The sequence below is a fragment of the Kineosporiaceae bacterium genome, assembly GCA_016713225.1.
Lineage (GTDB): Bacteria > Actinomycetota > Actinomycetes > Actinomycetales > Kineosporiaceae > JADJPO01.
This window is the reverse complement of the sequence record JADJPO010000002.1, coordinates 871,461-886,950: the sequence shown is the minus strand read 5'-3', so window position 1 is coordinate 886,950 and position 15,490 is coordinate 871,461. Positions and strand designations below refer to the sequence as shown.

Here is a 15,490-nt window from a genome sequence, read left to right as displayed (position 1 = left end):
GAGCACCGGGGCAGGCAAGCCCACGGTGATGACGTGATGAGACTCGCCTCATTCGGCGGTGAACCGAACCCGACGCAGACCACTCTCACACACCGAGGCCGGATCGATCGGCCCACCGACAACCACCGATCCACCGAGGAGACCCACATGAACCCCGTCCGCCGCAGCCGCAGCCGCGCGGTCGTCGTCCTGGGACTGGCCGCCACCCTCACTGGCGCCCTGTCGGCCTGTGGCACCTCGGACCCGGTGCAGTTCGGGGCGGCACAGCCGGTCGGCGCGACGGCCACGAACGGCGCCGTGGGCGGCAGTGCGTCGAGTCCCGCGGGCGGCAGCGCTCCGAGTGGCACCAGCGCCCTGATCTCGGGCGACATCGACGAGGAGACGGCCGCGCGCATCGCGACGGCGTTTCCGGCCTTCCCGCCGGTCGTGATCCCGGACGTCACGGCGCTCACCGGAGCCTCGAAGAAGTTCACCTCGGCGCTGGCCACCCTGACCACGCCCACATCCGGGGTCACGGTGAGCGGCGCCCGCTGCGACACCACCGGCAAGGTGGTCAACCGGGGCAGCCTCACCGAGATCAACAACGGTGACGGGTCGGGCACCTTCCGGGACGGCTCGCTCGAGGTCACGAATTCCGGCGACGGGTCCGGGGTCTACCGGAACGGGGCGTTGCAGATCACCGTTGCTGCGGATGGCTCGGGTGCCCTCAGCGACGGGTCGCTGCAGATCGCCATCGCGACCGACGGCTCGGGGGTGTACTCCGACGGCGCCTTCGAGATCACGCTGGACGGCAAGGGTGCCGGCACCCTGAGCGACGGATCACTGCAGATCGCCGTGGCCGGTGACGGGTCGGGCACCTACTCCGACGGCTCGCTGCAGGAGACCAACAACGGCGACGGCACGGGCACGTTCTCGGACGGTGCGCTGCACGTGATCAACAGGGGTGACGGCACCGCGAGCTTCGAGGACGGCGCGGACTCCGGCGTGGTGCGCATGGCGCCGTTGCCGCCGGTGCCCGATCTGGGCAAGTTCCCGCCGGTGCGTTCGCTCACCCCGGTGGGCAAGGCCTGCGGCACGTTGATCCGGCTGAACAGTGAGGTGTTGTTCGACTTCGACAAGGCCACGTTGCGTCCGGCCGCCGACAAGATCATGGACCAGTTGGCCGGTGCGTTGAAGGGTGTGAACTCGCAGGTGCGCATCGAGGGTCACACCGACGCCAAGGGGGACGACGCCTACAACCAGGACCTGTCCGAGCGTCGCGCCGAGGCCGTGGTCACCGCGCTGAAGCAGCGATCGGTGACTGGTGCCCTGGAGGCCGCGGGCTTCGGCGAGGGCCGTCCGATTGCCCCGAACACCAAGGGCGGCAAGGACTACCCCGCGGGGCGGCAGCTGAACCGACGCGTCGAGATCGTGATTCCCGCCGGGTCGTGAGGGGACGGCGCGCGAGCACTGGCCTGACGCTCAATTGGTCACGGGCAGGGGATGGTAACTCTTCTCCGATCGGGGGCACTGCCCTCGGGTTGAGGTCACTGTCCTCGGGTTGAGGTCACTGAGTGCCCAGCACAACAGGGCAACAGTGGCCCACCGGGGCAACAGTGACTGCCGGGTGCGCATGTACAGACCCCAGTCAGCACTCTCCGTGATCGCCTGAACTCGATGTCCTAATGTCTCAATCATTGGGACATTCAGGCGTCTCAGGGCCGCCTCCGGCCCGGTGATCGTCGTTTGGAATCCGGATTCGGCACCAAGACCCAGGAATGTGGATTCCAAATGATGATCATGTGTGGTGGTTGGAGTGCCTCAGATCAGGGTGCTCAGGTCGGCATCGGGGCCGAGAAGCTCGAGGCCGACGTCCAGTTCGGCGCGGACCTCCTCGATGGTGCCGTCGTGGCCCAGCACCTCGGGGATGTCGTTGCTGATCGCCAGCTGCTCGAGCATGTCGTAGGCCTCGCCCAGCGTCGAAGCGCCCAGCGCGAAGGCCCAGCCCAACGTGTTCCGGGCGCTGGTCGAGGGATCGAACTCGTCCCAGGGGTCGCTCACCCGGCCGATCCAATCATGGGTCTAGAACCTTCGTGTCATGGCCGGTACGACCGCGGTCGCGGGAGAACTGAGGTGTCGACGAAACACCCCACCACCTCACTCAGGAGATTCCGATGAAGCGCACCGCCCTCGTGACCGCAGCAGCTGCCATCGCGGCCGTCCCCGCCGTCCTCGGGGTCGCCGCCCACGCCACGGTCAACCAACCGACCCCCACCATGGCCCCCGCAGCAGCCACCGTGGTGACCACCGCCGAGCCCGGCGACGACTCCTCGGACCGTTCGAGCTCGACCCCCACCGCCAGCCCCACCTCGCACTCGATGACCGAGACCCACCACCGGTCGACGTCCACCCTCGAGGCGAATCACCGCTCGACCCACAGCTCGATCCACGCCACGGACGACCACGGCCGCGGCACCGAGATCGGCAACGACTCCGGCGGTCACGGTGGCCATGGCCGCAAGGGCAACTCCGGCAAGGGGTGAGCGCGAGCGCCCATCCACGCGCTCCGCGTCCCGCACGAGCAGAATGTGCACGAATTGCATGATCACCAAGAGGTTGTGTTCAGCGCTGAGACGCGGTGATCAGGGACTGCAGTCGAGCGCCCGGCTCGACACCGAGTTCGCGTAGGGCGATGTCGCGGTACGTGAGGTAGGCGCGTCGAGCTTCCACCAGATTGCCCTCGCACAAGTGGGCCTCGACCAGGGCACTCTGGGCGCTCTCACGCAAGGGACCGGCAGCCACCGCAGCGGTGGCCGCCAAGACCGCCTCGGCGCCGCGACCGCGGACGGACAGCTGGCGCGACAACGCCTCCAGCGCATGCAGCAGCAGCTGACGCTGGTGCTCCCGCTCGAACAGCGCCCAGTCGTCGTACCAACCGGGGAACAGCTCCACATGGTCGGCGTGCCAGGGGAAGACATCCAGATCGCCGGGACGAGGACGCCCGGCCACCAGCCGCTCGGCCCAGGCCCCCAGGACGTCGACGTCCACCACCGTGGTGGGACGCAACCACAGGCAGACCTTGTCGCACTCGATCACGTCGATCTCGCTGCCCTTGAGTCGCCACAGGGCCGATCGCAGGTTGCCCGCCGCCCGGACGTCGTCCACCAGCGGCCACAGCGTGCCGGCCACTCGGCGACGTTCCACCGGGCCACGACTGAGACTGACGAAGGCGAGCAGTCGTTTGCTGCCCTCGGGGACGTCGAACCGACGACCGGCAACGGTGACGCTGGGCCCGGCGAACAGGTTCACGTACGTCTGGTCGGCCGAGCGGGTTTCGGCGGACAACAGGACACTCGGATGGCTGGCCATGGGCGACCCCCAATCGCTCACGTGCGCCGGTCTGCGCGGACGTCTGTGGCGAGTTGGAGGACGTTCGGCACTCCGGTGATACGCACGATCTCATGAAGGTTCGGCGGACGCAGGGTCAGTCGGCGCCGCGGCGCCGTCCAGGCCGGCCCCTGACAGACCGGCCCCTGACAGGAACTCCCTCACACGGTGGAGTACCTGATCCGGTTCGAGGTGCCGGCTCCGTTCGACCCCCTCGCGGTCCGCGGAGAGATTCGTCGACACCAGAGCCCATCGCTGCCCGCCGGGACCGTCGTCCACGGTGATCACACACAAGGCCGCCGGCTGCCATTCCATGGCACCAGGTCACGCCGGACACCGTCACCGCACTGTCGCCGGAGGCCGGTTGCCGTGCGGGGAGACGAGGGCTCGGACGTCGTGACGGTGAGGTGACGCTCGCCGGGTGAGAGTCGCCGCAGATCCGCCGCACACGGACCAGCCGAGGGAGTGAGCCATGACGGTCACGCCGACCTACCCAGGCGTGTACATCCGGGAGATCCCCAGCGGGAGCCGGACCATCACCGGGGTCGCCACATCGATCACCGCGTTCATCGGCACCGCACGTCGCGGCCCGGTGAACGACCCGGTGCCCATCGCGGGCTTCGGCGACTTCGAGCGCACCTTCGGCGGGCTGTGGCGTGACAGCGGCCTCGGCTACGCCGTCCGGGACTTCTTCACCAACGGCGGCAGCTCCGCGCTGGTCGTACGGGTGGTGCACACGGCCGACGCGGACAATGCGACCCAGGACGTCGGTGCCCGCTCGGCCACCCTGACCCTGCCCACGGGCTCGGGAACCCTCACCCTGATCGCCTCGGGTCCGGGTGCCTGGGCCAACACCCTCGAGGTCGAGGTGAGCCACCCGACCGGCGCCGACGCCGACGACATCGCCCGCGCCCAGGGGGTGAACGCCACCGACCTGTTCACCCTCGAGGTCCGCGACGGCCCCGGCCCCGAGGCGCCGACCGAGACCTTCCGCAATGTCACCCTGGTCGATGGCCCGGCTCGACTCGACCTGGTGCTGGCGGCCTCGAACCTGGTGCGGGTCAACGGAGTCCTCCCCACCGGCCGCCCTACCGAAGGCCTGCACGCCGTGGCCCATCTGGTCGTCGGCGGCCTGCACCTGCTGGCCACCGACGCCACGGTGTGGGATCCCGGGTTCACCGCCCAGGTGGTGCATCCGGATCCGCTGGCGCTGGCGACCATCGACGAGGCGGCCCGTCAGCACGTCACGGTCGAGGATCTGTTCGACCTCACCGTGACCCCGACCGGTGGCACCGCCGTGACCCACCACTTCCTGACCGTGGTTCCCGGCCCGAACCGGGTGGACGCCGTCCTGGCGACCTCGCCGCTGGCACACATCGTCGGACCACTGCCGGAGGCTCGCCCCGACGAGGCCGACCAGACCGTGCTGGACGCCGCGATCGTGACCGGCCTGGACGGCACCGCCCCGACGGCCACCGACTACGTCGGCAACGAGGCGGCCAAGACCGGCATGTACGCCCTGCTCCACGCGGACCTGTTCAACCTCCTCTGCATCCCGCCGATCACCCCCGCGGGTGATCTGCCGGACGCCGTGTGGGCCGAGGCAGCCGCCTTCTGCACCGATCGCCGGGCGTTCCTGATCGTCGATCCCCCCGGCGCCCAGACCGCCACCACCGTGGCCGCCTGGATAACCGGGGCAGGCGGCCTGACCGGGTCGAGCATGCGCAACGCCGCCGTGTACTTCCCTCGGATCCGGCGGCCCGATCCGCTACGCGGGGGCTCGACGGCGACCTTCGCCGCCTGCGGTGCCGTGGCCGGCACGTACGCGCGTACCGACGGCGCTCGCGGGGTGTGGAAGGCACCCGCCGGCACCGAGGCTGGTTTGGCCGGTGCCGTGGGACTGCACGTGTCGCTGACCGATGACGAGAACGGCGCCCTGAATCCCCTGGGAATCAACTGTTTACGGACGTTCCGGGGTATGGGATCGGTGGTCTGGGGTGCCCGGACGCTGCGTGGCTCGGACGTACTCTCGGATGAGTACAAGTACGTTCCGGTGCGCCGGCTCGCCCTGTTCCTGGAGGAGACCCTCTTCCGCAGCACGCAGTGGGTCGTCTTCGAGCCGAACGACGAGCCGTTGTGGGCGCAGATCCGGCTGTCGGTCAACGCGTTCATGCAGAGTCTGTTCCGCCAGGGGGCGTTCCAGGGCATCACACCCAAGGACGCCTACTTCGTCCTGTGCGACCGCGACACCACGACGCAGTACGACATCGATCGCGGCATCGTCAACGTGGTGGTCGGGTTCGCCCCACTCAAGCCGGCGGAGTTCGTCGTCATCGGCATCCAGCAGAAGACCGCGTCCGCGAGCGCCTGAGCGGGCACCCAGGCCTGAGCGGGTCCAGAAGAAGAGGTGGGGAAGAGATGTCCGAGTTCACGGTCAACGCGACGCGGTTCGACCCGTACAAGAACTTCAAGTTCCGGTTGAAGTGGGACGGCATCTACGTCGCCGGCGTGAGCAAGGCGGGAAAGCTGTTGCGCAAGACCGAGGTCGTCACCCATCGCAGCGGCGGCGACCCGAGCAGCAGCCGCAAGTCGCCGGGCCGCACCGAGTACGACGCCATCACGCTCGAACGCGGCGTGACCCACTCGGTCACCTTCGAGCAGTGGGCCAACAAGGTGTGGAACTACGGCTCCGGGCTCGGGGCCGAGACCTCGCTGCAGGACTTCCGCAAGGACATCATCCTCGAGGTCTACAACGAGGCCGGACAGCTCGCGATCGCCTACAAGATCTATCGCTGCTGGGTGTCGGAGTTCCAGGCGCTGCCCGACCTCGACGCCAACGCCAACGCGGTGGCGATTCAGAGCATCAAGCTCGAGAACGAAGGCTGGGAGCGCGATTACGAAGTCGGCGAGCCGAGCGAGCCGACCTTCGTGGAGCCGTGAGCCCCGCCGCCACCCTGGGCGATGCGGCACTGTTGCTCACCGCCTGGGAGCACGCCGAGTCGGTGCCGGCGTGCGCCGTGGGCGCCGTCCTGCTGCACCGGGTGGGCCTGGTCGACGACCTGGCCGGGGCACTGGACCTGCCACTGTCGACGGCGACGGCGCTGCTGGCGCGGCTGTACCGCGACACCTTCGGCGCGACGGACCAGGCGCTGGCCCGCTGCCCCGACTGTGGACTGCAGCTCGAGGTGGACCTGCCGCTGGACCAGCTGGGCGCCCTGCCGAGCACCCCCCAGCAGGCGAGCCTGGCCGGGCCGGACGGCACCACGATGGTGGTGCGCTGCCCGACCACCCGCGACCTGCTCGAGGCGGCCCGATCGGACGATCCGGCCGCAGCCGTCTCGGCCCGATGCGTCCAGACGCAGGACGGCGGGTCCCTCGACCCGGCGGCCCTGGACGCCCAGCAGCTCGAGGCGATCGAGGCGACTGCCGAACGACTCGCGGGGGCGGCGGCCGCCGTCCTGAGCTCGCTCTGCCCCGAGTGCGGCGGGCAGGTGCGGGCGGACGTCGACATCGCGGCCCTGCTGTGGCAACGCGTGCGGAGCGAGGTGCCGGCCGTCCTGGCCGAGGTGGCCGAACTCGCGGCCGCCTACGGCTGGAGCGAGACCGACGTGTTGGCGATGAGCGCGATGCGTCGCGGGGTGTACCTCGAGCTGGCCCGGGGCGGATCATGAGCGACTTCTTCGCCCGCCTCGCCGGGCGTGCCGTGGGCGCCCCCAGCGCACTCACCGCCCGAGCGCCGCATCGGTTCGAGAGTGCCCGGGGCACCTCCCCTCGCGGCGTGACGGCGGCGTTTCTGGAAGCAGTGGTCGAGTCCGTCGCCCCGGCGCTCGAGGACACCGCCCGTCGCGCGCCCACGCGGGACGTACTCCGCGAGCGCCGGGCGATGGCGCAGGAGCCGAGAAGCCGGCCACGCTCATCGAAGACCCGGGAGACCGTGCCGCAACCGCCTGGGCTGCCCGAGGCGGGTCTCGCGAAACCCGGTGGCACCGAAGCGGTTCATGCCACACCAGCGCCGATGACGGTTCGTGACGTCCGACCGACCCTTGCCAACGCGACACCCCCCTCACCCGGCCCCGCGGGAGCCGGCGGCGATGGCGTGACACCGCCCGCCGCGTCGCGGGCACCAACACCGGCTCACGGCAACGACTCTGCGTCCTCTCGTGCCCGCAGCGCCGCGGGACACCCGGACAGCACAGACGGTCGGCGACTGCTCACCGAGGCGATCACGACCATCGATCCCACGCCCCCGCGGGCGGCGCCCGCCCGCCGAGCCTCGGACGACGACGCGCCCCGCCCGAGCGCCGGCGTCGCCGTCCCGGATCTGAGCGAGCTCGTGGCACAGCACGTGCTGCCGGCGCTGCTCGCCCGGGGCCTGACAGGTACGCGCGACCAGGTGCAGGTGGTGCTGGACGATCACTCCACCTCGGAGAGCGGGCCACGGATCTCGACCGGGGCGGACCCGAGCACCGTCAGCGTGAGCGCATCGCCGGCCCGGATCGAGGTCACACCGGAGGAGGCATCCACCGGGCACCGCGACCAGGGACGCGGGGTACGGGCAGGATCGTCGGATCACCACGGCATCGGTCCTCGGCGGCGTGAGCCGGCGCCGCCCACGGTCACGGTGAACATCGACCGCGTCGTCGTGGCCCGGCCCTCTCCCGCACCCCGGCCCGTCCCGCCGCCTCCCGCTCCCCGCGTCCGGGCACGGACGCCGTCCGATCATGCCGCCTATCTCGCGCGGCGCCGGGAGGGACGATGAGCAACAGCCTGGCCATCGCGGCGGTCACCTCGACGGTGCGCTATGTCCTCGAACGCTCCTTGCAGGCAACCCATCTCGGCCCGGTCGGCGGCGCTCGGGTCACGACGTTGCGGCCCGGAGACCTGGGCGATGCGGACCTGGCCGGTCCGGCCGGGATCAACGTCTTCTGCTACCTGGCGACGCCCAACCACGCCTGGAATCTCGACGATCTGCCGACCCGGCGCAGTAACGGGTCGCTCGCCTCGCGCCCGGTCGCCGCCGTCGACCTGCACTACCTGCTCACGTGTTACGGGCAGGAGGAGAGCCTGGACGCCCAGCGCTTGCTGGGCCGGGCCATCGTGGCCCTGAAATCGACCTCGGTGCTGACCCGCGACGTGGTGGTCGATGCGATGACGCATTTCGGCGCGCAGAGCGAGACCTCCTTCCTCACCGAAGCCGACCTGGCCGACGAGGTCGAGCTGGTCAAACTCTCACCCGTTCCGCTGTCGCTGGAGGAGATGTCGAAGCTGTGGGGAGTGCTCGATGCGCCCTACCAGCTGTCGCTGACCTACCTGGCGACCGTCGTGCTGATCTCGGCCTCGGCGCTGCCCACGGTGGCGCTGCCGGTGCAGGCTCGTGGCTTCACGGTCGGGCCGGTCCAGCCGCCCCGGATCGCTGCGGTGGCCACCGATCCGGCTCATCAGAACGTGACGGTGGGCGCCGAGCTGGTGGTGACGGGCAGCGGCCTGGTGCCCTCGACCGCCGCGTCGGTGCGCGTCGGCATCGGTCCGGCCGAACTCGCCCCGGCCTCGGACGCCACCGCGTCGCAGTTGCGGGTGACGGTCGACGACACGGTGCCCGCCGGTGTGCACGGGGTCGACGTGCGACACCGGTCGGTTCCCGGCCCCGCCGGTTCACCCCCGCCGCGCAGCACCGCGGCGTCGAACCGGCTTCCGGTCGTCGTCCACCCCACGGTGTCGATCGGCGCGATCGACCCGGCCACGGTCACCTTGCCGGTCACGCCCGCCCTGCAACCCGGGCAGGAGGTCAGCGTGCTGCTCACCCGGCTGGTCGCGGCCGACCCGGACGACCCGAACGAGCTCACGGTGCTGCTGCCGCCGCTCACGGCGGGATCGGCTGCGGTGCATGCCATCACGTTGCGCCGGGCGGACCTCGCCCTGGGCACCTGGCTGGTTCGAGTGCAGGTGGACGGCGTCCAGAGCGTTCCCGGTCTCGTCGACGGGGTGTACGCGACCCCCGCACTGACCCTGGCCTGAGGCCGCGCCGTGCCCGACACGCACCCCGACCCGAACCCGGCGGCCGAGGCCGAACCACCGGCACCACCCCAGAGCGTCCTGCTCGCCGAACTCGACGTGACGCGCTGTCTGGTTCGCGGCGAGGACGCCACTGCCGCGACGTCCCGGCTCGAGCAGGCACGGATGGCCGCTCCCGACCCGACTCCCCTGGACCGGATCGCCGCCGGGTTCGGGCTGAGTGAGTTCGAGCGGTCCGTGCTGCTGCTCGCCGCCGGCCCCGAACTGGTGGGCCAGTGCGCCGCCGAGCTCGCCGCGGCCTCGGGCAGTGCGCACCTGACCTTCGCCCTCGCGTTGCGGGTTCTGCCGCAGGCCCATTGGAGCGCCCTCACCCCGGTGGCGCCACTACGCCGCTGGCGCCTGGTCCAGCTGCTCGACCCGACCTCACCCTCGCGCAGCCCGATCGTCGTCGACGAACGGGTGCTGCACGAACTGCTCGGCGTCGGCTATCTCGATCCCGAGGTGGCCGCTCTCGCCCAACACACCGAACCGCTGCGTGTCCCGGCGGCCTCGTTGATCGATGCCGCCGCGACGCTGGCGACGTGTTGGCAGGCCGGGCACCAGACGGTGCTCGTCGGCGTCCAGCCCGCCAACCTCGAACCTGTCGCCGCATCGGCCGCACGGGCCGTCGACCGTGCGCTGTGGATCCTGGCTCCGGAGGACCTCCCCCGCGAACCGCCCGAGCGTGAACGCCTGCTGCGGCTCCTGGAACGAGAATCGGTGCTCTCCAGGGCGGCCTGGGCGTTCGACCTGCGCGATACGTCGGGTGCCGGCCAGGACGGCGCCGCGTGGGCGCTGCGGGCCATGACCTCGCTCGATGCCCCGACCGTTGCCCTGGCCGGACCCGGGACAGCGCTGCCGACAGCGGCGACCCGCGTCACGGTGCCGCGGTTGCCGGTACCCGAGCGGGTCGAGGTGATGACCGCCCTGCTGAACCATCACGGCGTGGCCTTGCGGCACGGGAGCGACTCCGCGCTGCGCTGGGGGTCGGTCTCGGTGCACATCGACACGGTGCGCTCGGCCGCTCGGGCCTTCGATCTGTCCGTGACCGACCTCGAGGCAACCACCACCGAGGCAGCACACGGCGGCGACCTGTGGGTGGCCTGCCGCGAACGCGCTCGGCGTCGGTTCGACGGCCTGGCCCGGCTCGTGACCCCGCACCACCAGTGGGACGACCTCGTGTTGCCGCCGGCACAGCTGGCCCAACTACACGGCCTGGTCGACTCGGTGCGTCACCGGACCATGGTGAACGACACCTGGGGCTTCGCCGTCCGTCACGGCCGCGGGCTGGGGACGGCGGCTCTGTTCGCCGGGGCCAGTGGTACCGGAAAGACGCTGGCGGCCGAGGTGGTCGCCGGCGAGCTGGGGCTCGACCTGCTGGTGGTCGACCTGAGCCAGGTGGTGAACAAGTACGTCGGCGAGACCGAGAAGAACCTCGCGCGGGTGTTCGAGGCGGCTGAGGACAGTGGCGCCGTGCTGCTGTTCGACGAGGCGGATGCGTTGTTCGGCAAGCGAACCGAGGTGCGCGACAGCCATGACCGCTACGCCAACCTCGAGGTGGGCTACCTGCTGCAGCGGGTGGAGTCGTTCCGCGGGTTGGCGATCCTGACGACGAACGCCCGCAACGCCCTGGACTCGGCGTTCCTGCGACGGCTGCGCGTCATCGTCCCGTTCCCCTACCCGGACGCCGCGGCCCGCACCGAACTCTGGCGCCGAGCGTTCCCGGCACAGACCCCCACGGCCGACCTGGACCCGGCGGCGCTGGCGGCGATCGACCTGGCCGGCGGTGGGATCGCGGCCGCGGCACTGACCGCCGCATACCTGGGAGCCGCGCGGGGTGAGGTCACCCCCGAGGACGTCGCTGCGGCCACCGCGTGGGAACTCGCCAAGAACGGCCGGACGTCGACAAACCACACACGAATGCCGTCATAGCCGACGTGCCTGGTGACACCGGGTGGCCGGAGCATTCGAGTCTGTCTCGCACCACGGGATCGCCCGGCGAGATCGATCGTGGAGGAGGCTGAGGAGGGCGCCTCACCGAGTGGGCACAGGAGCATCGCTTCTGTTCGGCGGATTCATGGCGCACTATTCGCCCACTCGATTCGTTGGGAGGACGAACACCCGGCTGCGGTGTGTGGTCACGATGGCCTGCATCGCCATCCATCTATGGGCATCCTGCCGACTTATGCAGCCGACCTGCGGCTGCGTACCGCAGCATCACTGCCCCGGTCGAGATCCCTGTCAGGCTGGCCGGAACTCAGCCGCCAACTTGCGCGAAGCATCAGCAAGGATCTGCCCGAAAGGCTTTAGTTTAGGGGCGACCTGCAGGGCTCGGATATCCCAGCCGGCCACCACCAAGTCTTCGAGATCCTCCCATTTGGTCGCCGCCAAACGATCGAGACGCGTCACCAAGACACGGCGCTCGAGGTATCTATCTACCTCGGCTTTTGTTGTCAGCCCCCGCGCATGTGCCCAAGCTGTGTACAACGCCCGGTCAGCGTCGATTTCCTCTTGACTGGCGTCAATCAGCGGTTCATATGTACCTGTTGCCGCCAGAACAAACACTGGAGCCACGATGTTTGCGGCACGTAGGTCCCTCACCACAATGGCCAGAGCTTCGGCCACGTGATCCGCGCAGAAGGAGCACGGGGTTCGGTTGATTGCCAGCGCCACTTGCCCTACCGGTGCACCCGGCGGCGCCTGAACGATCGCGTCGATCGCCTCCTGCCACATCGGCCCATCGACGAGAATCCATTCAGCGTGATCTGGTGGATCTGCTCCCCTACTCCGCGAAACAGTGCCGAGCATGCGACCGTCGACTGAGATCGCCGCGACGGTTGCCCGGCCCTGCTCCTCGAACTGATCGGGATCGGGCGCCGGGCCTACACTGAACACCGTCGTGAACGGAATCATCCCGGTATCTGGCGCAGAGGCTGATGCCGATATCTCGAGATCCATCGACTCTTCATCCGGAACAGACACCCCTAGATCGTGGAGGCCGCTGCTGCGGTTTGCTTCGAGGATCGCGGCGATCGTAGTTGCGACCTCCTTGGGCGTCTCGAAGTCCCGACTTATCAAGAGCTGCTCGACGAGTCGTAAGGCTTGTTGTTTGATCGCCTCCGGCGGGAGACCTTCAGGAATTCGATTGGCATCGGCATCGCTCGTCACCGTCTGCTCGGCGGCGGGAGCGATAGGGCTGTCGTCAGTTGTCACACCAGTCACGGCGTCCAGTGCGGCGCGTCCCAGCTTCAGGGCTTGTTCGATCAGCCAGTCGATGGCCGCCTCGACCACGCCGCGGATACTCAGGATGATCTCGGCGATCTTGTTTGGCACGTTGCCGATCCCGATCAGGGCGGCCAGGAAGCCGATGCCGACCGGAACCGCTTCGGCCAGACCGCGTTCGATCAGTTGCGCCCCGGGTGTGACGTCGCCGCGGGCGATGGAGGCGATGGTCGAGACCACGGTGTCGATGATCTGCAGGATCTCGTTGATCCACTCGATGGTGGCCTGGACGCCCTGGTAGAAGGCAATGCACCCGTTGACGATCGACATGATGAACGTCGGATCGAGGAAGGTCAGCAACTTGATCGTCCCCTGGACGATGAGGGTCTCGAGGATCCAGGTGGTCGCCATCTCGAGGATCGTCGTCCAGAGCGTGCTGAGCTGGTCTTGCACCCGCTCCCAGATCGCCACCAGCCCGCGCTCCTCGACGTCCCGGATGAAGTCCCAGACCCCGCCCAGGGTGTCCAGTGCCTCGCGGATCTGAGCGACCTTCTCCTCGCCGAGGTGCTCGCCCAACTTGCGCCACAGGAACTCCGCCGACAGCCCCAGCACGTCCAGCACCAGTTGCAGGATGGAGGGCAGCGACAGGTCCTGGGGGATGGTGACACCCAGCTTGCCCAGACCGTGGAACAGCCACCCGACCAGGCCCTCGACCAGATACCCGCCGATGCCGTCGAAGAAGGACATGAAGCCCTGTTTGAGGGCCAGCACCAGGTTCTGCAGGAACCCGATCGGGTCGTTGCGAATGTCCTCGATCGCCGACATGGTCTCGGAGATCACGTGCTGCAACAGCTCGACCGGGAAGCCCATCAGCCGCAGCACGAGCTCGACGACGACACCGATCACCACGGTGACGAACCGAAGGATCCGCGCCAGCGGGTCACCGAACAGGGCCACCACGCGCTCGAACGCGGCAAACGGATCGAGCAGGTCCTCCAACGAGAGGGTGTCCCACAACCCGATGAACGTGGCGGTGATGAGCTCGGCGGTGATGCCGAGCTCGGTCATCGCCGAGCTGATCCGCGCCGCGGCATCCGGAATGACGCCGCTGGACGACAGCTCCTGATAGATCGCCTCGCCCCCCGGCAGCAGGGTGATGAACCCGGCGATGAGCGTCTCGGGGGTGAGGAGCACCGGCTCGAGCGTGAACGGGTTGTACCCGATGATCACCGAGATCATCCGGAACCCCGGGATGTCGTAGGCGTGCTCGCTGAGCATGCCCAGCAACGAGTTCTTGACCAGCGCGAGCACCTTCGCCAGGACGGATCCGGCGAACGCTCCGATGCCGGCCACCAGGCCCAGCTCCCGCTGCACCAATCCCGGCAGGGTCTCGGGCAGCGAGGCGAGGTTCTCCGGCTGAATCGCCTCCCACGCGTCGGCGAACAGCATGGTGGCCTGCTCGAGCAGCTGAAGGAACGTGGCGAGCTGCTCGTCGAGCCAGGCCGCCGTCGTCTCGAGGGTGCCGCGTTCGCGCATCTGCTCCAGCGCGGCGTCCTCGCCGACCAGGTGCATGAAGTCGGCCAGGATGTCGACGGTGTCCGCCTCGACGTCCACGCCGCGCAACGGGTCGTGATGGAAGATCTTCGTGGCCAGCGACCACACCGGGCCGAGCGCCCCGTCGCCGGTGAGCAGCGGCTCGACCAGATCGACGACCGCGTCGCGCACGATGGCGATGATCCGGTCGGCGAGGTCGGTGACGAACCGCCGGACGTCGGCCAGGATGCCGTCGACGACGCCCTGCAGGATCGCGAAGTTGCCCTCGACGCCGCCGGCCAGACTGAGCCGGCTCCAGGCGTCGTCCACGTCGGCCGTGATCCGGCTCAGGGTGAGGCCGTACCGCGCCAGGCTGTCGGTCACCTCGGTGACCACGGAGTCGAAGGCGTTCAGGGTGTTCAGTACGGCGCCGACGGCGGCCCCGAACGGGCCGTAGGCCAGCAGCTCGTCGAGCACCGCCTGCCAGTCCGTGCGCACCGGCGCGCTGGTGAGCGGGTCGACGCCGATCACCTGGGTGAGCATCGTGTACCCGGGGATCGAGCGCACCAGATCGCGGATCTGGTCCTGGACCCACGCCGGGACGAGGTCGTCGACACTGATGCTCGGCAGCGAGGGCAGGGTGATGCCGTCGAGCAGATCGCGGTGAATCGTGGCGCGATGGGCGGCGAGCGCACCCAGGTCGGCGAACATCGCCACGTGCGCCGCCTCGTGCGCCATCAGCCGGGTGTCATGGGCGGACTCCCCCTGGCCCAGCACGATCGTCGAGCCGGCGGTGAACGCGCGTGCCTGCACACTCGCCGCCGCCACCGCGGCGTTCGGGCCAGAGAGCACGCGGGCGCTTGCCAGGTCGACGCCCAGGTGCGGCTCGATCCGCGACCGCACGGACGGCGGCAGCGGCGTGCCACCCCAGGGTGCGCCCAACACCCGGTTCACGGCCGGTGGCACGCCCTGCGGAAAGGGGCCACCGGACGGTTCCGCGGTGCCCACAGCCGAGGGTGGCATCGTGCGAACCACCTCGTGGGCAATGGTTTCGGCGTTCTGCTCGGCGACGTCCGTGGGCGCACTCACCGCCTCGGCACGCATCGGCCGCGGGCCGGGTACGGCAGGTCGGACGGCGACCCGACCGACGTCGTGCCGCGCGTCCACTCCTGCCTCGGTAACGGCCCGCTCACCCCGGGCGGGTGACTCACGCTGCGCGGACGCCGGGCGGCGGGTCGGTTGCCGATGGGCCGGCGCCCGCGCCTCGGCGTCCGACTCTCGCTCCCGGACACGCTGCCCGGCCGCGCCCCGCGCCATG

Annotated in this window: 11 protein-coding genes; 8 read left to right on the top strand and 3 right to left on the bottom strand. The window is 69.7% G+C overall.

The genetic code is table 11. The annotated features are described in order from the left end of the window. Window positions 1-147 precede the first annotated feature (147 nt). Window positions 148-1,431, top strand: coding sequence for an OmpA family protein (locus tag IPK24_09940; GenBank protein MBK8075872.1), 1,284 nt, complete (start codon window positions 148-150; stop codon window positions 1,429-1,431). A 369-nt stretch (window positions 1,432-1,800) separates the two neighbouring features. Here the strand turns inward: IPK24_09940 and IPK24_09935 are convergent, their stop codons facing one another. After that, complete coding sequence (locus IPK24_09935; protein ID MBK8075871.1) at window positions 1,801-2,040, bottom strand: hypothetical protein; 240 nt, start codon at window positions 2,038-2,040, stop codon at window positions 1,801-1,803. 113 nt (window positions 2,041-2,153) lie between these two features. On the opposite strand from IPK24_09935, the gene IPK24_09930 reads away from it, so the two are divergent. After that, entirely contained in the window at window positions 2,154-2,522 is a 369-nt protein-coding gene (locus IPK24_09930) for a hypothetical protein (protein MBK8075870.1), read from the top strand. Between the two features lie 79 nt (window positions 2,523-2,601). On the opposite strand, the gene IPK24_09925 is transcribed toward IPK24_09930, so the two are convergent. Next, on the bottom strand, window positions 2,602-3,348 hold the full coding sequence (locus tag IPK24_09925) for an SARP family transcriptional regulator (GenBank protein MBK8075869.1): 747 nt from the start codon (window positions 3,346-3,348) through the stop codon (window positions 2,602-2,604). 490 nt (window positions 3,349-3,838) lie between these two features. On the opposite strand from IPK24_09925, the gene IPK24_09920 reads away from it, so the two are divergent. The 6 genes from IPK24_09920 to IPK24_09895 are packed head-to-tail and all read left to right on the top strand — an operon-like array spanning window position 3,839 to window position 11,349. Further along, window positions 3,839-5,737 (top strand): phage tail sheath subtilisin-like domain-containing protein, encoded by a 1,899-nt coding sequence (locus IPK24_09920; protein ID MBK8075868.1) that lies wholly within the window; start codon window positions 3,839-3,841, stop codon window positions 5,735-5,737. Between the two features lie 47 nt (window positions 5,738-5,784). Further along, window positions 5,785-6,306: a phage tail protein gene (locus IPK24_09915; GenBank protein MBK8075867.1), complete on the top strand. Its 522-nt coding sequence runs from the start codon at window positions 5,785-5,787 to the stop codon at window positions 6,304-6,306. After that, window positions 6,303-7,037, top strand: a complete 735-nt coding sequence (locus tag IPK24_09910) for a hypothetical protein (protein MBK8075866.1) — start codon at window positions 6,303-6,305, stop codon at window positions 7,035-7,037. Before IPK24_09915 ends, IPK24_09910 begins: the two co-directional genes overlap by 4 nt. Then, a complete protein-coding gene (locus IPK24_09905; protein ID MBK8075865.1) occupies window positions 7,034-8,125 on the top strand; it encodes a hypothetical protein in 1,092 nt (363 codons plus the stop codon). Before IPK24_09910 ends, IPK24_09905 begins: the two co-directional genes overlap by 4 nt. Further along, complete coding sequence (locus IPK24_09900) at window positions 8,122-9,381, top strand: DUF4255 domain-containing protein (protein ID MBK8075864.1); 1,260 nt, start codon at window positions 8,122-8,124, stop codon at window positions 9,379-9,381. The genes IPK24_09905 and IPK24_09900 overlap by 4 nt, the downstream gene beginning before the upstream one ends. Before the next feature lie 9 nt (window positions 9,382-9,390). Beyond that, on the top strand, window positions 9,391-11,349 hold the full coding sequence (locus IPK24_09895) for an ATP-binding protein (protein MBK8075863.1): 1,959 nt from the start codon (window positions 9,391-9,393) through the stop codon (window positions 11,347-11,349). Window positions 11,350-11,658: 309 nt separating this feature from the next. On the opposite strand, the gene IPK24_09890 is transcribed toward IPK24_09895, so the two are convergent. Then, a complete protein-coding gene (locus IPK24_09890; GenBank protein ID MBK8075862.1) occupies window positions 11,659-15,489 on the bottom strand; it encodes a DUF4157 domain-containing protein in 3,831 nt (1,276 codons plus the stop codon). Window position 15,490 lies beyond the last annotated feature (1 nt).

Coding starts and splice junctions, on each gene's coding strand:
- IPK24_09940 (MBK8075872.1), top strand. CDS start 148: ATGAACCCCGTCCGCCGCAGCCGCAGCCGCGCGGTCGTCGTCCTGGGA.
- IPK24_09930 (MBK8075870.1), top strand. CDS start 2,154: ATGAAGCGCACCGCCCTCGTGACCGCAGCAGCTGCCATCGCGGCCGTC.
- IPK24_09925 (MBK8075869.1), bottom strand. CDS start 3,348: ATGGCCAGCCATCCGAGTGTCCTGTTGTCCGCCGAAACCCGCTCGGCC.
- IPK24_09920 (MBK8075868.1), top strand. CDS start 3,839: ATGACGGTCACGCCGACCTACCCAGGCGTGTACATCCGGGAGATCCCC.
- IPK24_09915 (MBK8075867.1), top strand. CDS start 5,785: ATGTCCGAGTTCACGGTCAACGCGACGCGGTTCGACCCGTACAAGAAC.
- IPK24_09905 (MBK8075865.1), top strand. CDS start 7,034: ATGAGCGACTTCTTCGCCCGCCTCGCCGGGCGTGCCGTGGGCGCCCCC.
- IPK24_09900 (MBK8075864.1), top strand. CDS start 8,122: ATGAGCAACAGCCTGGCCATCGCGGCGGTCACCTCGACGGTGCGCTAT.
- IPK24_09890 (MBK8075862.1), bottom strand. CDS start 15,489: ATGGCGCGGGGCGCGGCCGGGCAGCGTGTCCGGGAGCGAGAGTCGGAC.